Origin of the sequence: Celeribacter sp. PS-C1 (genome assembly GCF_019429625.1) — a bacterium.
Taxonomy (GTDB): domain Bacteria; phylum Pseudomonadota; class Alphaproteobacteria; order Rhodobacterales; family Rhodobacteraceae; genus Celeribacter.
The window spans coordinates 33,103-49,667 of record NZ_JAHXRW010000006.1; the positions used below are offsets into that span (position 1 = coordinate 33,103).

A 16,565-nucleotide genomic window follows, 5' to 3' on the forward strand; every position below is an offset into this window, starting at 1 on the left:
ACAGAGACATGCCGCGCCGGGTCAGCCCAGCTTGACACCCTTGCGACCCGCAAGATCGGTAAAGAACTGCCAGGCCACACGGCCCGAACGCGAGCCGCGCGTCGCCTGCCATTCGATGGCTTCGGCCCGCAGCGTCTCTTCGTCAACTTCGACGCCATATTCCCGGCAATAGCCTCGGATCATTTCCAGATACTCGTCCTGCGAACAAGGATGGAAGCCGAGCCAGAGCCCGAAGCGATCCGAAAGCGAGACCTTTTCCTCAGTCGCCTCTGACGGGTTGATCGCAGAGCTGCGCTCGTTCTCGATCATGTCGCGCGGCATCAGGTGGCGGCGATTGGAGGTGGCGTAGAACAGCACGTTGTCCGGGCGGCCTTCGATGCCGCCGTCCAAAACGGCTTTGAGCGACTTATAGTGCTGGTCGTCATGGCTGAACGACAGGTCATCACAGAACAGCAAAAAGCGATGCTTTGAGCCACGCAGCAGGTTCAGAAGACGCGCCACTGAAGGCAGGTCTTCGCGCTGCATCTCGACGATCTTGAGCGGCAGGCCCTGAGCATTCACCGCCGCATGGACGGATTTGACCAGAGAGGATTTCCCCATCCCGCGCGCGCCCCACAAAAGCGCGTTGTTGGCCGGAAGCCCCCGCGCAAACTGTAGCGTGTTTTCCAGAAGCGTGTCTCGTGACCGATCCACACCAACGAGCAGCGAAATATCGACACGCGAGACCGTTTTGACCGGCTGCAGCGCATCTGGCTCGGTGTGCCAGACATAGGCCTCCGCGCTGTCGAAATCGGGCGCATCCATAGGTGCCGGGGCCATCCGTTCGAGGGCCTCGGCGATCCGTTTCAGGGTCTTACTTGTCATCTTCGTCGAACTCGGCAAACAGGTCTTCGTCCTCGTCGAGAACACCGGCGGCGCGGAGCTCTTCGGTGCGCTTTTTCTCTACACGCGCCACGAGGAAGATCGAGACCTCGTAGAGACCATAGACCACGACAAAGAGGATCAGCTGGGTCGTCACATCCGGCGGCGTCACCAAAGCGGCGACAGTCAGGATGCCCACGACGGCGTATTTCCGGGTCGCCCTCAGGCCCCGCGCAGTCGCAAGACCGGCTTTGCCCATCAGGGTCAAAAGCACCGGAAGCTGGAAACACAACCCGAAGGCCACGATCATTTTCAGCGTAATATCGAGACTTTCATTGACCTTGCCGTTGAAGACGATGTCGATGCCGGTGTCTGTCGAGGCAGCCGCCACATCACCGCCATTGGAAACCAGCGCCCCCACGAAAGACGGAAGATCGGCAAACCCCAAGAAGAAGGTCATCGCCAGCGGCACAACCACATATTGCGCGAAGGCCGCGCCCATCAGGAAAAGCACCGGAGAGGCGATCAGGAAGGGCAAAAACGCATTCTTTTCATTGCGATAGAGCCCCGGCGCCACAAAGCGCCACAGCTGATAGGCTATGACCGGAAAGGAGATCGCCAGACCGCCCACCATGGAAATGCGGATCAATGTAAAGAAATACTCCTGAGGCGCGGTGTATTGCATCACCGGGTTCGGGTTGCCCAACGCGCGCATGCTCTTTTCGATCGGAACCAGAAGAAAATCGAGGATCGGGCTGGCGACGGCGAAACAGATCACCATACCGACGACAAAGGCCAAAACGGCGCGAATGATCCGCGTGCGCAGCTCCGCCAGATGCTCGATCAGCGGCGCGCTGCTGTCTTCGATATCGCTGTCGCTCATGCCTCGTCGCCCTTCTTGTCTGCCGCTTCTGCGTCCAATTCGGCCTGAAGCCGCTCGGTCGCTTTTTTCGCTGCCGCGTCAGAGATCTTCTTTGCCGCCTCGGCGCGATCCGGGCTGAGTTCGTCTTTTTGAAGCTTGTCCGTCTTGGGTGTCGCCTTGCCGTCAGCAGCCTTCATCGGATCCCATTTTTCAAAGGTGTCTGCCGCCTCATTCAGCTTGTCGAGACCGAATTTCTTCGGGTTCGACGCCCCTTTGAGCGCGTCAGCCGCCTCTTTCATGCCGCTTTCATCCGCCGCCGCTTCCATCGCGCGGGAGAACTCGCGCGCCATGGATTTCGCCCGCGCGGTGAACCGCCCGAGTGTGCGGAACATGCCCGGCAAATCTTTGGGGCCGACGACGATCAACGCCACGACCCCGATGATCAATAGTTCTGACATGCCGATGTCAAACATCTCGCACCGCCTTGTCTAAGTGCCACAATCACAGGGGCCGATGGCCCCAACCCAAATGAGGAAAATAGGTCTCAGACCTTGTCTTTTTCGTCCTCGGGCGTGACGTCTTTGGCGACTTCGGCAGCTTCGTCTTCAATCTCTTTGGTGCCCTCGGCCACGCCTTTTTTGAAGGACGTGATGCCTTTGCCGACCTCACCCATGAGGCCAGAGATTTTGCCGCGGCCAAAGAGAACCAGAACCACGACGGCGATGAGCAGGAGGCCCGGAAGGCCGATGTTGTTGAGCATGTGTCTCTCCATTTTTCACGGACGCAGAAGGCCCGTCACAACTCTCGGACCATAGGATTAGGGCGCGCGCTCGGGGAGGAAAAGCGCAAAATCGCATCAGCGGCCCCGTTGCACAACATTGGCGCGGGTTGAGAAGCTGGAAATCTTCAACTGACAGGTTTATGTCAGTTGAAGCGCGCCATTCCCAGATCATCGAAACCGAATCGGAGATATACGATGATTGACATTCAAATACTTGAAACTGTTACCTTTCGTCTGAATGAGGGCGTGAGCGACGCAGATTTCATGACAGCGGCACGCGGCCTCGACGGCTATCTGGACCGCTGCGTGGGGCTCTGCACGCGCACCCTCTCCTGCAATAACACAGGGCTTTGGCGCGAGGATTACGTCTGGGCCAATGAGGCCGCCGCCAAGGCAGCCGACGCGGGCTTTATGGCGGCGCCCGAGGCGCAGGCCTTCATGGCTCTGGTCTCCCGCGAGAGCGTAAAAATGTCCCATGCAAAAGTCGCGCTCCATCGCAGCGTGACAGAGATGGTGGCGTAAGTCATGGCAGGCGGTCGCAAACAAACCGGCATCCGGCGCAGCGACCGCCTGTTCGATCTCATCAAGATTCTACGTGACGGCAAGTTGCACAAGGCGCGCGATCTGGCCGCGCGCGTGGAGGTGTCCGAGCGCACGATCTGGCGCGACATGGCGACGCTCAGGGCCTCCGGCGTGCCCGTCGAGGGCGAACGCGGCGTCGGCTATATGATCACCGCACCGATCACCTTGCCACCAATGAACCTGACGATGGGAGAGTTAGAGGCGCTACACCTCGCGGTGGCCATTCTGGGCGAAGCGACGGACCCGGAACTGTCTGAAAATGCGCAAAATCTGGCGGCCAAGATCGATGCGGTCCTGCCGGAGAATACCGGCCCGCCTGCTGCCGGTTGGGGCCACGCGGTGCATCCCTTTGCCTTCGCCGACGCCCGCGCGGGATTTCAGCACATGCCGCTTTTGCGCCAGGCCGTGCGCGAACGCAAAGTGCTCCGCATCACCTATCTCTCCCTGTCGGGCGACAGCTCGACACGGCTCGTACGACCCTTACAGCTGGACTATTGGGGCCGGGTCTGGACCATGAGCGCCTGGTGCGAGAAACGCGAAGGCTTTCGCACGTTTCGGGTCGATCGGATCGAGACTGTGATCGACACAGGCGCGCAATTCAAAGATGAACCGGGCAAAACACTGGCCGATTTCATCGCCTTTCAGAAAGACAATAAACCCGTCGAAGAAAAGAGTTAGGCGCCGGTCACCGGAAACACGAAACACCGGTCCCGGCGCATCATCAGCCACATCGCCGTCCCCGGTTTCGGCAGGAACACCGAGGGCACCGTGGCCTTCAGAACCGATCCGTCAAACTCCATTTTGAACTCGACAAGGCTCTCGCGCCCCATGAACCGCGCCCGCTGCACCACCGCGCGCGCAGGCGTGCCATATTGCGGCGTCGGATTGGGGCCGCGGCCTTCGCGGTCGAAGTCGATGCGCAGGTGCTGCGGGCGGATGACGATCTCTACCTCCGCACCATCGGGTTGCCCCGGACAGAGAAATTCGCCGAAGGCGGTGGTCACGGCAAGGTTCTGCACCCTGCCCCGGATCACGTTGATATCGCTGAAAAACGCCGCAGCGTTACGGTCCACGGGAGCGTTGTAGATATTATACGGCGCGCCTTGCTGCACGATTTTTCCGTCGCGCATCAAAGCGATTTCATCGGCCATGCGCATGGCTTCGTGCGGCTCGTGGGTGACGAGCAGAACGGCCGTGTTTTCGGATTTCAACACGTCCAAAGTGCTGTCGCGGATATCGTCCTTGAGGCGTTCATCGAGTCCAGAGAAAGGCTCGTCCATCAACATGATCGACGGGCGCGGCGCCAAGGCGCGCGCAAGTGCGATCCGCTGTTGTTCGCCGCCCGAAAGCTGATGCGGATATTTGTCGATGGCGGACAAAAGCCCGACCTTCTCAAGCAATTCCTCGACACGCGCGCGTTTGTCAGATTTTGGCCCTTTCAGGCCAAAGCTGACGTTTTCCGACACGCTCAAATGCGGGAAAAGTGCGAAATCCTGAAACATCAATCCGATGGAGCGCTGTTCCGGCGGCACCCGAAACACGGTGTCGCAGACAAGATGCCCATCGACATAGATCTCGCCTTCGTCCTGCATATCGACGCCCGCTATGATGCGCAAAGTCGTGGATTTGCCACAGCCCGACGGCCCCAAAAGACAGGTGACCTGCCCCGGCATCACCGTGAGCGAGACATCGGACACCACATCACGGCCCTGAAAACGGCGGCGAATGTTGCGGATTTCCAGGCGCGGATCGGTCACGGGCGGGAGCTTTGTCTGACGAAAATTCTCAACTTCCCTAGCAGGCAAGCGCTCCCTTAGCAACAGCCACCGGAGGACGCAGGCGCGCTGCTCTCCGACAGCGTATCAAAGGGACTGGTCCCGCCGCAGCCAGCGAAAATGCCGTAATGGGTGGAAAAATCGCCGATAAACTCGAAATGCGGCGCAAAGCGTGTGTCGGCCAGCATTTTGAACGTGTTGCCGCAAACCGGGAAAACCCGCCCCGTCTCGATCACATGGCCACCGTCCAACACGAATTCATGCGGTGCTCCCGGCACAGTGCCTTTGTAGATCACGGCCTGACCATAGTCTTCGCATTCCGGTTCGAGATCGAGCTTGAACAGCCGATAGGTGGCGGAAATGAACTTGATCGGCGCGACTTTGGCCTCCAGTTCGGGGTTCTCGACGGTCAACTCGCGATGCGTCACCAAACGCGGATCAGCAAAGCCAGCAGCGCGGGCCATATATTCGAAATCGTTCCAGTAGAGCGCGCCGGACAGGCATTCGCCATAAAGCACCGGATCAGCCCGAAGCGCCTCCGGCACCCGGCGGTCGGCGTAGACATCGGAGAAATACATCTCCCCGCCCGGTTTTAACAGGCGGTAGGCCTCACGCAGCACGGCGGGCTTGTCCATGGCGAGGTTCAAAACGCAGTTGGAGACGATCACATCGAAACTGGCGTCGTCCAGCGGCAGATCATCGAGCTTTTCGATGTAACCCTGATGAAACGCCACATTGGACTGCGCATAGCCGAAGCGTTCGGCATGCCAAGCCTGATGACTGCGGGCAACGGCAAGTTGTTCCTCGGTCATATCGACACCGACGACAAAGCCGTCTTCACCGACGAATTGCGCCAAAGCATAGACATCGCGGCCCGAGCCAGAGCCGAGATCGAGCACCCTAGCGCCCTCCAACACATCCGGTGCGATCAGGCCACAGCCGTAATATCGGCTCAGCACCTCGTCGTGGATGTTGGAGAGGGCCGATTTCAACTCCGCCGACAGATCATCGGGCGAGCAACAGGCGTTGGTTTTCAGATCCTGCGACCCTTGCAACACCTTGCCGTAATAGTCCTGAACATCCGCATGGCTCATGGCCCTCTCCCCTATCTCGTCTCAGAAGGTCGAATTGAATTGGCCGCCATCCAGCAGCACGTTCTGGCCGACCATAAAGCCCGCATATTGCGAACACATGAAGGCACAGGTGGCACCGAATTCCTCAATGGTGCCATAACGCCCGGCGGGCACGGATTTGACGCGCTCGGCGGTGACTTCCTCCGGCGTGGTGCCGCGGCTGTCGGCCAAGGTCTTGTCCATGCCGGTCATACGATCCGTGGCGTGAAAGCCGGGCAGAAGGTTGTTCATCACAACGCCGGAGGCCGCGATTTGACGCGAGGTGCCCGCGACATAGCCCGTCAACCCCGCACGCGCCGAATTCGAGAGACCCAAGTGCCCCAGAGGCGACTTCACCGCGACGGAGGTGATGTTGACCACCCGGCCCCAGCCACGCTCCATCATCCCCGGCACCAGCGCCTTGATCAGCGCGATGGGGGCCAGCATGTTCGAATCGAGCGCGCTGATGAAATCGTCACGGTCCCAATCGGTCCACATCCCGGCGGGCGGACCGCCTGCGTTGTTCACCAGAATATCGGCGCCCTCAGCCTCTTTAAGAATGGCTGCGCGGCCCTCTTCGGTGGTCACATCGGCTGCAACCGTCACCACGGCAACGCCAAACTCGTCGCGAATTTTCTGGGCCTCGGCTTCGAGCAACTCGGCGCCACGCGCGTTCATCACTAGATCGACACCTGCCTCCGCCAGTGCCCGCGCACAGCCCAGCCCAAGCCCTTTGGACGACGCGCAAACCAACGCCTTTTTGCCTTTGATACCAAGATCCATTCCCGTCTCCTCGTTGTCTGTGCGCAATTGCGTGTGATACACTGTGACTCTGTTAGCGTATGCCTTGAACACCGTTTGTAGCGGGCATCTTTTCCGAGAGCCAGCCATGTCTGCCTCTCCCTTTCGAACAAGCCCGCCCACTCGCCTGTAACGTGCAAAAATCACCGTAAATCAAACCAGTTCCGCCCAAATCATGCCATTGTTTGAAAGAAGAATGAAAAGGTAAAAAATCAACATCCTGTAACCGATGTTTGACCGCACTATCACTATACAAGGACTGTGCACTTCGGCATATTGCCTTCCCAGCGATATCCGGGTGTGATCGGACTGAGTACGAATAGGCGAGCCAACTATCGAGTTTTACGAGAGGCTTCGCACGGGGTTTGGAGTGTAGAATGGCAACCACGGGAAATCAGATTTCCATGTCCAATCAGGTGGGTGACCTGACCGGTTTGCCATTGCAAAGCTTTGCAGTTTACCGCGGGAAAGATTTTCGTGTGACAAGTGGGGTGAATCTCGGTGACGGCCTATCGCATGCCTCGGAGATAGAACTGGCCGACAATTACCAACTGCGCGGCGAGGCGCGGCGGAGCCGTTTGTCGGTTATGGTCGAGAACGAAAGTCTCATCATCGCCCACGGCACCGAACTGGGCCACGTGCACCATGCACTGCATCTCGATTGCGTGGCGACCTTCATGGCAGCCTCCGGCGACACGGTTGAGGTTCTGGTGGTGGTCGAAACCGATGAGAACGGCTTGATTGAAGAGACCTTTTTCCTGCCCTTCGCGCCGCTGAACCCCGACGTCGAATATGCGCTGGTGAAGGTCGATACCAAAACGGCGCGCACCCGCCTGTCGGATGTCGCCTGCGTCGCCTTTACGCGTGGCACGCAGATCACGCTTGCGAACGGCATGCAAAAGCCGATCGAAGAGCTGGCCATCGGCGACCGGGTTCTGACGCGCGACCATGGCCCCAAAGAAATCCGTTGGATTGGGGTGCAAACCGTGCGCGCCACGGGGGCTTTCGCCCCCATCGTGATCAAAAAGGGCGCTTTGAACAACGCCCGCGATCTGGTGGTCTCGCCGCACCACCGCATTTTTATCTATCAGCGCCGCGATGCCGTGCGCGCCGGACGCGCCGAGGTGTTGGTCAAAGCCAAGCTCTTGGTGAACGGCCAAAATGTCATCCAGGCCGAGGGCGGTTTCGTGGATTATTTCCAGATCCTATTCGACAGCCATGAGATCATCTATGCCGAAGGCATCGCCGCAGAAAGCATGTTCGTGGACGGGCGCGTAAAATCCTTTTTCCCCGCCGACATTCAGGCACAACTTTCCTCGGATCACACGGTCGCAGAAACAACCCGGGCCTTCGAGCTGCGCGATGGGATGCTAGAGCCCTCAGTGGCGGCGGATGTGTTGCGGTCCGCGTCGGGGAGTTGAGTATTTCTCCTGCGACGAAGGTCTGAGCAAGCCCACATCACATTTGTGGCGCGTGTTTGCCCATTGCCCGCTCCCGCGCCCGCGCGTATATGAACGCGCATGTTGGATCGCTCGCATAACGCCCCCGAATTGCCGCCGGAGATTGCTCGTCGCCGGACCTTCGCCATCATCTCGCACCCGGACGCCGGTAAGACGACGTTGACGGAGAAATTCCTGTTGTACGGGGGTGCGATCCAGATGGCCGGTCAGGTGCGCGCGAAAGGCGAAGCGCGACGCACGCGGTCGGACTTTATGCAGATGGAAAAAGACCGCGGGATTTCCGTGTCGGCCTCTGCTATGTCATTCGATTTTTCGGGCTATCGTTTCAACCTTGTCGACACACCCGGTCACTCGGACTTTTCCGAGGACACCTACCGCACGCTGACTGCGGTGGATGCGGCAATTATGGTGATCGACGGCGCGAAAGGCGTGGAAAGCCAGACGCAGAAACTGTTCGAAGTCTGCCGGATGCGCGACCTGCCGATCCTGACCTTTTGTAACAAGATGGACCGCGAAAGCCGCGACACGCTTGAGATCATTGACGAAATTCAGGAAAATCTCGCGATTGACGTGACGCCGGCCTCTTGGCCAATCGGCGTCGGCCGCGATTTCTTGGGCTGTTATGATGTGTTGAACGACCGTCTCGAATTGATGGACCGCGCCGACCGCAACAAGGTCGCCGAGAGCATCAAGATCGAAGGATTGGACGACCCGAAACTGGCCGAACATGTGCCGGAGCACCTATTGGAACAGCTCAAGGAAGAGCTGGAGATGGCGCGCGAGTTGCTCCCGCCGTTTGATCGCCAAGCCTTCCTCGACGGCACGTTGACGCCGATTTGGTTCGGCTCTGCGATCAACTCCTTTGGCGTGCAGGAACTGATGGACGGCATCGCGACCTATGGCCCTGTGCCGCAACCGCAAAAGGCCACGCCGCGCGACATCAGCCCCGACGAGACCAAGGTCATGGGCTATGTCTTTAAGGTGCAGGCCAACATGGACCCGAAACACCGCGACCGCGTGGCTTTCGTGCGTTTGGCCGCCGGACATTTCAAACGTGGGATGAAACTCACGCATGTGCGGTCGAAAAAACCGATGGCGATCTCGAACCCGGTACTGTTTCTGGCCTCTGACCGCGAACTGGCCGAAGAGGCTTGGGCCGGGGACATCATCGGCATTCCAAACCACGGCCAGTTGCGCATCGGCGACACGTTGACTGAGGGAGAGGACATTCGCGTAACCGGCATCCCGTCCTTTGCGCCGGAGCTTTTGCAGGGCGTTCGTGCGGGCGATCCGATGAAGGCGAAACATCTTGAGAAAGCGCTGATGCAATTCGCCGAGGAAGGCGCAGCCAAAGTGTTCAAACCGGCCATTGGCTCGGGGTTCATCGTTGGCGTCGTCGGCGCGCTTCAGTTCGAAGTACTGGCCTCGCGGATCGAGTTGGAATACGGCCTGCCTGTTCGATTTGATGCGTCTCAATTCACATCTGCGCGCTGGGTGACCGGTCCGAAGTTGGAATTGGACAAGTTTATCAACGCGAACAAACAGCATATTTCCTACGACCACGATGGCGATCCCGTCTTCCTGACCCGGCTGCAATGGGACATCGACCGCATCGAGCGCGACTACCCGGAGCTCACGCTTTCGGCGACGAAAGAGATGATGGTCTGATTTCAAGAGGGTTCCCGGTTTTCTCGGGAACCTTTTTGCGCTTTCATGCGTCTGTCCCCGGAAGGATCAGGCATGACCAAGCGCGCACTACCAGATGACACAGACACGTTGACAGAGATGTTCGGCGATCTCGACAAGCTGACCGCAGTTGAACGCAAAGTGTCTGTCGGCAGCCTGGTCAAAACCATGGAATCGCGCGGCGTCGGCCCGTTCTACGTGCTCACCGGCATGCTCGTGACCTTTGTTGGCGCCATCCCCGGTCTGCCTGCCGTGGCGGGCGTTCTTTTGATCCTACTGGCCACGCAAACGCTTCGGGGCAAACGCGGCCTGTGGTTGCCGCGTTGGTTGCGGGACCGCACCGTCTCCACCGACAAACTCCGGAGCGGAAGCCAGAAAGCCCACACCCTCGCAGCCAAACTCGCGCCGTTCGTGCACAAACGCCTGACGGGTCTCGTCACCGGGCGCGGCCCCTCCCGCATCTTTGCTGTTCTGACAGCGCTTTGCGGCCTCGGCATGATCCTTGTCGGCTTTATTCCCGGCTTGCCTGTCGCTCTCTCGCTGCCGCTCATCGCCCTCGGCATCGGCCTCACCGGGCGTGATGGCCTCTGGATCATCGCGGCATTGGCACTGCTTGTCCCCGGCGCAGTTCTTTTGGCCCTTGGGCTTTAAGAGTCCTTTCACACGCAAGAGGATGGCAAAGTTTTGCCAAAGGCATTTTTAGGGATGCGAAGGCGGCACAACTCGCTATGCTGTCGCAAAAATACACAGAATTTAAGCCCCGAGGAGACCTCATGTCTGTCAGCCGTATCGCCTTGACCGCAGGCCTGTCCGCCGCCGCCCTCCCCGTTTTCGCGGAGGCGCCGGGCTGGGACCTTTTGAAAGGCGTCACGATTGAAGAGGTGGTGACGGAAACCACCTATGAGGTCAAAAAGGGCTTTCCCGAGCGGTTGAAAAATGGCGTGCCGGGCATGGAACTGACGGGCTACGCCGTGCCATTGACTCCGGGCGATGACATCCGCGAATTGATCCTTGTGTCCGACATGGGGCTCTGCCCGTTCTGCGGCAGTGGCGAACACGGCGCCTCTGTTCAAGTCAGCCTGAACACCCCAATCCAAGGTCTTGAGGAAGGCGCGCGTGTCACCATCAAGGGAGACATGATGCCGGTGTTCGATCCGGAAACTTGGCAGGCAGCAGTCCTTGAGAATGCTGTAATTACAGGGTCCTGAGACCGCGCAACACGCGAAGCCGAAAGTTGAAACGCCGCCCACAGTGGGGCGGCGTTTTCGTTTTGATTGATCAGAGAATTTCCAAGTCCATGGTGATCTCGCAATCGAGAAGCTGCGAAATAGGACAGCCTGTTTCGGCTTTCTCCGCCGCTGCCTTGATCGCCGCCGCATCCGCCTCGGCAGAGACTTTCACATCGAGATGGGCGCGGACCACTTTCGGGCCGTCCTCCATTGACAGAAAAATAGTGGAACGCGTCTCGATTTTATCAGGCACGATACCGTCCTGACCCAAAATATTGGAAAACGCCATTGAGAAGCACCCGGCATGTGCCGCGCCGATCAGCTCCTCCGGATTGGTGCCGGCTTTGTCCTCGAAACGGGTGTTGAAGCCATAAGGCTGATCTTTCAGGGCACCGCTTTGCGTCGAAACACTGCCCTTGCCGTCTTTCAATCCGCCGCTCCATTCTGCGGTCCCATATTTCTTGATCATCGCGAGGCTCCTTTTTTTGAAATACATAGGCAGAGGTGTTTAGCTTAACGAAAACCGTGCCGGAAAGGTTCCCTGAATCGCTTAAACCGTGAAAAAGCGGCTTTCCTTGACCTTTTGCCTCATCAGGCGTAATAGAGCGCCCAAAGACGCATCGGCAATATGGCCGAGCGGGCCGCGCGGGGTTTTGCGGCCAATTCACAGCCGTAACATCGTGAAAGGCACAATTTGACCAAGTTTACCGATCTTAATCTCGCCCCCAAGGTTCTCAAAGCCATCGAAGATGCTGGCTACGAGAGCCCAACCCCCATTCAGGCCGGCGCCATTCCGCCCGCGCTCGAAGGGAAAGACGTGTTGGGCATCGCCCAGACCGGGACCGGCAAAACCGCCTCTTTCGTTCTGCCGATGATCACCAACCTGGCCCGTGGCCGCGCACGTGCGCGCATGCCCCGCTCTCTGGTGCTCTGCCCGACGCGCGAATTGGCGGCTCAGGTGGCTGAGAATTTCGATCAATATACCAAATACATGAAGCTGACGAAGGCGCTGTTGATCGGCGGCGTGAGCTTTAAGGAACAAGACGCGCTGATCGACAAGGGTGTCGACGTGCTGATCGCCACGCCCGGTCGTTTGCTCGACCATTTCGAGCGCGGCAAGCTGATCCTCTCCGACGTGAAGGTCATGGTGGTGGATGAGGCCGACCGGATGCTCGACATGGGGTTCATACCCGACATTGAGCGCATCTTTGGCCTCACCCCCTTCACCCGTCAGACCCTATTCTTCTCCGCCACCATGGCGCCGGAGATTGAGCGGATCACCAACACCTTCCTCTCGGCCCCTGCACGCATCGAAGTGGCGCGTCAGGCAACCTCTGGGGAAAACATCGCCCAAAGCGTGGTGATGTTCAAAGGCTCGCGCCGCGACCGTGCGGCCTCTGAGAAACGCAAACTTCTGCGCGCGCTGATCGATGCCGAAGGTGAAAAGCTGCAAAATGGCATCATCTTCTGCAACCGTAAAACGGATGTGGATATCGTCTCCAAGTCCTTGAACAAATATGGCTATCAAGCATCGCCAATCCATGGCGATCTGGACCAGAGCCAACGGAACGCCACGCTGGAGAAATTCCGCAATGGCGAGATCAAGATCCTTGTGGCCTCTGACGTCGCCGCACGCGGGCTTGACGTGGCCTCCGTGACCCATGTGTTCAACTTCGACGTGCCCGGCCATGCAGAGGACTATGTGCACCGCATCGGTCGCACAGGCCGCGCCGGGCGTGACGGTAAGGCGATCATGATCTGCGAGCCGCGCGACGAAAAGAATTTCGCCGATGTCGAAGCGCTGATCGCCAAGGAAATCCCGCGCCTGGAAAACCCGCTCGGGACCGTTGCGGAAGAGACCCCGGAAAGCGACGAAGCAACGTCTGAAAAGCCGAAACGCACTCGCTCGCGTCGTCGTCGGTCCGACAAATCGGATGAGGTCAAAACCGCGGATCAGGCAGAAGAGGCTCAACAGGATCGCAGCACCACACCGCCGAAATCCGAGCCTAAGCCGGAGCCCAAATCCGACCACAGCGCAGACCAGAAACCTCAACATCGTCGTGGTCGCGGCCGTAAAGAGGATGAAAAGGTCGTGGGCCTTGGGGATCACCTGCCCTCTTTCATTGCTCTGAGCTTTGACGAGCGTCAGGCGGGATAAGTCTAAACCACCGGAACCAGAATTGAAAAACCCGCGCCTGAGAGCGCGGGTTTTCTTTTAAGAGTTTGCGGCAGGAAATCTGCCTCACTCAAGGCGCTCAGATCAGCTCGACAAGCGCGAGATGATGATCTGCACCTCGGGCTTTTTACCGACTTCCTCTTGGGTCGTGCGGCGGATGATGCGGCGCATTTCTTCCTCGAGCTTGTCATCATCGGACAGGGTCTTGGGCTTGGCGCGCATCAGGAACTGGTTCACATCCTCTTCGAGCACGTCAATCAGAGGCGCGCGCGAAAGACCGGTTTCCGGGAGGCCGCGCAGCTCGCACCAGCAATCGCCCAGCGGCTCGTCATCCTCGATGATCACAGTGGCCACGACGAGGCCATTGAGCGCCATTCGGATACGGTCGCGCACGATCCCGTCCATCGCGCCGATCTGGATCGACCCATCAAGATAGGTACGTCCGGTTTCGACATACTCAACCACGCGCGGTGCATTGCCGGAGAGATCGACGCCGACGCCATTCGGCGCAACAATCGCAGTCAAACCATTGGACTCGGCCAGCTTCGCATGTTCGCGCAGGTGGCGGTGTTCGCCATGCATCGGGATCACGACCTGCGGTTTGACGATCTCATGCATCAGCGCCAGATCGGGCCGGTTGGCGTGACCGGAAACGTGAATGTCATCGCGGCCAGAAATCGTATCGACACCCATTTCCGAGAAGGAATTGAGGATGCGGGCGATGGCGACCTCGTTGCCCGGGATGGTTTTCGAGGAGAAAATCATCGTGTCACCCTCGGCCATCTTGAGGCCAAGGTATTTGCCGCGCGACAGCTGGGCGGTGGCGGCACGATGTTCGCCTTGCGACCCGGTCGTCAGCAGCATCAGGTTTTCACGCGGCAGATCAGCCGCGTTTTCAGGGGCAACCGTTTTCGGGAAATCGGAGATGATACCGGTCTCAATCGCCGCCGTGATCATCCGGCGCATGGCGCGCCCCAGCAGGACGACGGAGCGCCCGGCTTTGGACCCCGCTTCGGCCAGCGTCTTCACCCGCGCGATGTTCGAGGCAAAGGTGGTCGCTGCCACCATGCCGTCGAGCGAGGAAATCAAATCGGTTAGCGGGCCGATAACCTCGGACTCGGAGCGGCCCGGAATAGGAGAAAAGACGTTGGTGGAATCGCAGACCAGCGCTTTGACGCCGTTCTTGGAAATCTCTTCGAACAGCGCCCGGTCGAAAGGCTCGCCCACCACCGGGTTTTCGTCGGTTTTGAAATCGCCGGTGTGGATCACGCGGCCGGCCGGGCTGTCGATCACAAGCGCGGAGGATTCCGGGATCGAGTGCGAGATCGGCACGAAGCCCACGGTGAAGGGGCCGACATTGATCTGTTCGGGCCAGGCGGAGACGGTTTTGATCTGCAACTCGTCATGGCCGTGTTCTTCGAATTTGAGACGTGCCAGATGGGCGGTAAACGCACGGGCATAGATCGGCGCATCGAGACGCGGCCAGAGGTGGCCAACGGCGCCAACGTGGTCTTCGTGGGCATGGGTGATGAAAATGCCGTCGATGCGGTCCTTGCGCTCCTCGAGCCAGGCAACATCGGCAAAGATCAGATCGACGCCGGGTGTGCCGTCCATTGAGGGGAAAGTGACACCCAGATCGACGACGATATAGCGTTCATTGCCCGCAGGCCCGTAGCCATAGACATAGCAGTTCATGCCGATCTCGCCGGCGCCCCCCAGAGGGAGATAGAGAAGACGTTCGCTCATGTGTTGCCCATGTCCTTGTTATAGTTGTGGATCACGACAAGGCCGTGGATCGTCAGAAATTCGTCAAAATGGTCAAAGAGTTTGTGACCCTGATCGAAGAGCGGCGCAAGGCCTCCGGTCGAAATCACCTGCATCGGACGGCCATATTCGGCCTTGATGCGGTTACAAGTCTCGCGCACGAGACCAATATAACCCCAAAACACCCCCGATTGCATACAGGCGACTGTGTTGGTGCCGATGACCTTCTCCGGCATGGTGACATCGACATGCGGCAGAGCGGCGGCCTTGAGGTGGAGACTTTCGAGCGAGGTGTTCACTCCCGGCGAGATCACACCGCCGACATAGGCGCCGTCTTCGGCCACCACGTCGAAGGTCGTCGCCGTGCCGAAATCTACCACGATGAGATCGCCACCAAAGCGATCAAAGGCCCCGGCGGAGTTCACAAGGCGGTCCGGTCCCACAGTGGTGCCCTCATCGACACGCGGCATATGCGGCAAGAGGCATTCGGGTTTGCCGACCACGAGGGGGCGACAATTGAAATAGCGGTTCGCCAGAACCCGCAGGTTGAACACCACACGCGGCACGGTCGAGGAGATGATCACCTCGGAAATATCCGCCTCGATTTTCTGAAAATTCATCAGGGTCGAGAGCCAGACGTAATACTGATCTGCCGTGCGCTGGTGCTCGGTCGAGGTGCGCCATGTGGCGATGAACTCACTGCCGTTCCAGATGGAAAAGACAGTGTTGGTGTTGCCGGTGTCGATACAGAGAAGCATCAGAAATAGACCTCTGCGGCTGGTATGGTGAGCGTGCCCTTGGAGGTGGCAAGCACGAGATTGCCAAAGGCGTCCACGGTTTCGAACGTGCCGTGATGCGTCTCACGCATGGTGCGCGCCCGGATTTCTGTGCCGAGACGCGCCGCACGCGCGAGCCAGGCTTCGCGGATCGGGCCAAAACCGTAGGTGGTGAACTGCGCCTCCCAATGGGCATAGCTGAGCGCCAGTTGGTCGAGGAATTCTTCGGGCGCCACCAAAGCGCCGGTCTCATGCGCCAAGGACACGGGCGGTGTTGCCCCCTCTTCGACCATTGACAGGGGCGGTGCTTCGGCGAGGTTGATGCCGATGCCAATCGCCAGATGCGCAGGGCCGCGCTCCAACAGGATACCCGCAACCTTGCCGCCGTTCAAAAGCACGTCGTTGGGCCATTTCAAAGAGAAGGGATCGGAGCGGCCAGTGACGGCGACGAAGGCGTCATAGAGCGCCAAAGAGGCCACGAAACTGCGCAGCGCAATCAACTCGGGGCGTTCCTGCGGGAACATCAACAGGGTCGCGGCGAAGTTGCCTTCCGGCATGGTCCAGGGGCGCCCGCGTCGACCGTGTGCCGCCGTCTGGGTCTGGGCCATGATCCATTGCGGAAATGTGGAAGAGGCCGCGATACGCGCGGCCTCCGACATGGTGCTGTCCACGGAGGGGAGGACGATCCGCCCTACCCCTT

General features: G+C 59.1%; 18 protein-coding genes. 7 read left to right on the forward strand and 11 right to left on the reverse strand.

Annotated elements, in window-relative coordinates; all coding sequences use genetic code 11:
• Positions 1-21 precede the first annotated feature (21 nt).
• The 4 genes from J5Y17_RS10305 to J5Y17_RS10320 all read right to left on the reverse strand — a co-directional run bounded on the left by J5Y17_RS10305 (position 22) and on the right by J5Y17_RS10320 (position 2,483).
• Entirely contained in the window at positions 22-864 is an 843-nt protein-coding gene (locus J5Y17_RS10305; RefSeq protein WP_219785171.1) for an ATP-binding protein, read from the reverse strand.
• The gene (gene tatC / locus J5Y17_RS10310) at positions 854-1,744 is read right to left on the reverse strand and encodes a twin-arginine translocase subunit TatC (protein WP_219785172.1); all 891 of its coding nucleotides are present in this window, start codon (positions 1,742-1,744) and stop codon (positions 854-856) included. Before tatC ends, J5Y17_RS10305 begins: the two co-directional genes overlap by 11 nt.
• Entirely contained in the window at positions 1,741-2,196 is a 456-nt protein-coding gene (gene tatB / locus J5Y17_RS10315) for a Sec-independent protein translocase protein TatB (protein WP_219785173.1), read from the reverse strand. Before tatB ends, tatC begins: the two co-directional genes overlap by 4 nt.
• Positions 2,197-2,267: 71 nt before the next feature.
• A complete protein-coding gene (locus tag J5Y17_RS10320) occupies positions 2,268-2,483 on the reverse strand; it encodes a twin-arginine translocase TatA/TatE family subunit (RefSeq protein WP_219785174.1) in 216 nt (71 codons plus the stop codon).
• A 216-nt stretch (positions 2,484-2,699) separates the two neighbouring features.
• Between J5Y17_RS10320 and J5Y17_RS10325 the strand changes: the two genes are divergently transcribed.
• Together J5Y17_RS10325 and J5Y17_RS10330 are read left to right on the forward strand one after the other, a co-directional pair.
• Positions 2,700-3,026 (forward strand): hypothetical protein, encoded by a 327-nt coding sequence (locus J5Y17_RS10325; protein ID WP_219785175.1) that lies wholly within the window; start codon positions 2,700-2,702, stop codon positions 3,024-3,026.
• A 3-nt stretch (positions 3,027-3,029) separates the two neighbouring features.
• Entirely contained in the window at positions 3,030-3,764 is a 735-nt protein-coding gene (locus J5Y17_RS10330; RefSeq protein WP_255572024.1) for a YafY family protein, read from the forward strand.
• Here J5Y17_RS10330 and J5Y17_RS10335 read toward each other — a convergent pair.
• Genes J5Y17_RS10335 through J5Y17_RS10345 form a run of 3 tightly spaced genes read right to left on the reverse strand, consistent with a single transcriptional unit; the run spans position 3,761 to position 6,756 of the window.
• Entirely contained in the window at positions 3,761-4,843 is a 1,083-nt protein-coding gene (locus J5Y17_RS10335) for an ABC transporter ATP-binding protein (RefSeq protein WP_219785176.1), read from the reverse strand. The two genes, J5Y17_RS10330 and J5Y17_RS10335, sit on opposite strands and share 4 nt — an antisense overlap.
• Positions 4,844-4,899: 56 nt before the next feature.
• Positions 4,900-5,955, reverse strand: a complete 1,056-nt coding sequence (locus tag J5Y17_RS10340; protein ID WP_219785177.1) for a methyltransferase domain-containing protein — start codon at positions 5,953-5,955, stop codon at positions 4,900-4,902.
• A 21-nt stretch (positions 5,956-5,976) separates the two neighbouring features.
• A complete protein-coding gene (locus tag J5Y17_RS10345) occupies positions 5,977-6,756 on the reverse strand; it encodes an SDR family oxidoreductase (protein WP_219785178.1) in 780 nt (259 codons plus the stop codon).
• A gap of 395 nt (positions 6,757-7,151) precedes the next feature.
• Between J5Y17_RS10345 and J5Y17_RS10350 the strand changes: the two genes are divergently transcribed.
• From J5Y17_RS10350 to J5Y17_RS10365, 4 genes are all read left to right on the forward strand, one after another.
• A complete protein-coding gene (locus J5Y17_RS10350) occupies positions 7,152-8,195 on the forward strand; it encodes a Hint domain-containing protein (RefSeq protein ID WP_219785179.1) in 1,044 nt (347 codons plus the stop codon).
• A 99-nt stretch (positions 8,196-8,294) separates the two neighbouring features.
• On the forward strand, positions 8,295-9,902 hold the full coding sequence (locus tag J5Y17_RS10355) for a peptide chain release factor 3 (RefSeq protein ID WP_219785180.1): 1,608 nt from the start codon (positions 8,295-8,297) through the stop codon (positions 9,900-9,902).
• A 72-nt stretch (positions 9,903-9,974) separates the two neighbouring features.
• On the forward strand, positions 9,975-10,571 hold the full coding sequence (locus tag J5Y17_RS10360) for an exopolysaccharide biosynthesis protein (protein WP_219785181.1): 597 nt from the start codon (positions 9,975-9,977) through the stop codon (positions 10,569-10,571).
• A gap of 122 nt (positions 10,572-10,693) precedes the next feature.
• Complete coding sequence (locus J5Y17_RS10365) at positions 10,694-11,128, forward strand: hypothetical protein (RefSeq protein ID WP_219785182.1); 435 nt, start codon at positions 10,694-10,696, stop codon at positions 11,126-11,128.
• 70 nt (positions 11,129-11,198) lie between these two features.
• Here the strand turns inward: J5Y17_RS10365 and J5Y17_RS10370 are convergent, their stop codons facing one another.
• Positions 11,199-11,618, reverse strand: a complete 420-nt coding sequence (locus J5Y17_RS10370; protein WP_219785183.1) for an OsmC family peroxiredoxin — start codon at positions 11,616-11,618, stop codon at positions 11,199-11,201.
• Between the two features lie 225 nt (positions 11,619-11,843).
• Here J5Y17_RS10370 and J5Y17_RS10375 point away from each other — a divergent pair, with 225 nt between their 5' ends.
• On the forward strand, positions 11,844-13,307 hold the full coding sequence (locus tag J5Y17_RS10375) for a DEAD/DEAH box helicase (protein ID WP_219785184.1): 1,464 nt from the start codon (positions 11,844-11,846) through the stop codon (positions 13,305-13,307).
• A 102-nt stretch (positions 13,308-13,409) separates the two neighbouring features.
• Here the strand turns inward: J5Y17_RS10375 and J5Y17_RS10380 are convergent, their stop codons facing one another.
• Genes J5Y17_RS10380 through J5Y17_RS10390 form a run of 3 tightly spaced genes read right to left on the reverse strand, consistent with a single transcriptional unit; the run spans position 13,410 to position 16,551 of the window.
• Positions 13,410-15,071, reverse strand: a complete 1,662-nt coding sequence (locus tag J5Y17_RS10380) for a ribonuclease J (RefSeq protein WP_219785185.1) — start codon at positions 15,069-15,071, stop codon at positions 13,410-13,412.
• On the reverse strand, positions 15,068-15,847 hold the full coding sequence (locus J5Y17_RS10385; protein ID WP_219785186.1) for a type III pantothenate kinase: 780 nt from the start codon (positions 15,845-15,847) through the stop codon (positions 15,068-15,070). The genes J5Y17_RS10380 and J5Y17_RS10385 overlap by 4 nt, the downstream gene beginning before the upstream one ends.
• Positions 15,847-16,551, reverse strand: a complete 705-nt coding sequence (locus J5Y17_RS10390) for a biotin--[acetyl-CoA-carboxylase] ligase (protein ID WP_370628927.1) — start codon at positions 16,549-16,551, stop codon at positions 15,847-15,849. Before J5Y17_RS10390 ends, J5Y17_RS10385 begins: the two co-directional genes overlap by 1 nt.
• Positions 16,552-16,565: the final 14 nt, after the last annotated feature.

Bases quoted from the DNA above. Each gene is read 5' to 3' on its own strand.
- J5Y17_RS10330 (WP_255572024.1), top strand. From the start codon at position 3,030: ATGGCAGGCGGTCGCAAACAAACCGGCATCCGGCGCAGCGACCGCCTG.
- J5Y17_RS10385 (WP_219785186.1), bottom strand. From the start codon at position 15,847: ATGCTTCTCTGTATCGACACCGGCAACACCAACACTGTCTTTTCCATC.
- J5Y17_RS10365 (WP_219785182.1), top strand. From the start codon at position 10,694: ATGTCTGTCAGCCGTATCGCCTTGACCGCAGGCCTGTCCGCCGCCGCC.
- J5Y17_RS10370 (WP_219785183.1), bottom strand. From the start codon at position 11,618: ATGATCAAGAAATATGGGACCGCAGAATGGAGCGGCGGATTGAAAGAC.
- J5Y17_RS10350 (WP_219785179.1), top strand. From the start codon at position 7,152: ATGGCAACCACGGGAAATCAGATTTCCATGTCCAATCAGGTGGGTGAC.
- J5Y17_RS10380 (WP_219785185.1), bottom strand. From the start codon at position 15,071: ATGAGCGAACGTCTTCTCTATCTCCCTCTGGGGGGCGCCGGCGAGATC.
- tatB (WP_219785173.1), bottom strand. From the start codon at position 2,196: ATGTTTGACATCGGCATGTCAGAACTATTGATCATCGGGGTCGTGGCG.
- J5Y17_RS10345 (WP_219785178.1), bottom strand. From the start codon at position 6,756: ATGGATCTTGGTATCAAAGGCAAAAAGGCGTTGGTTTGCGCGTCGTCC.
- tatC (WP_219785172.1), bottom strand. From the start codon at position 1,744: ATGAGCGACAGCGATATCGAAGACAGCAGCGCGCCGCTGATCGAGCAT.
- J5Y17_RS10355 (WP_219785180.1), top strand. From the start codon at position 8,295: ATGTTGGATCGCTCGCATAACGCCCCCGAATTGCCGCCGGAGATTGCT.
- J5Y17_RS10320 (WP_219785174.1), bottom strand. From the start codon at position 2,483: ATGCTCAACAACATCGGCCTTCCGGGCCTCCTGCTCATCGCCGTCGTG.
- J5Y17_RS10325 (WP_219785175.1), top strand. From the start codon at position 2,700: ATGATTGACATTCAAATACTTGAAACTGTTACCTTTCGTCTGAATGAG.
- J5Y17_RS10305 (WP_219785171.1), bottom strand. From the start codon at position 864: ATGACAAGTAAGACCCTGAAACGGATCGCCGAGGCCCTCGAACGGATG.
- J5Y17_RS10360 (WP_219785181.1), top strand. From the start codon at position 9,975: ATGACCAAGCGCGCACTACCAGATGACACAGACACGTTGACAGAGATG.
- J5Y17_RS10340 (WP_219785177.1), bottom strand. From the start codon at position 5,955: ATGAGCCATGCGGATGTTCAGGACTATTACGGCAAGGTGTTGCAAGGG.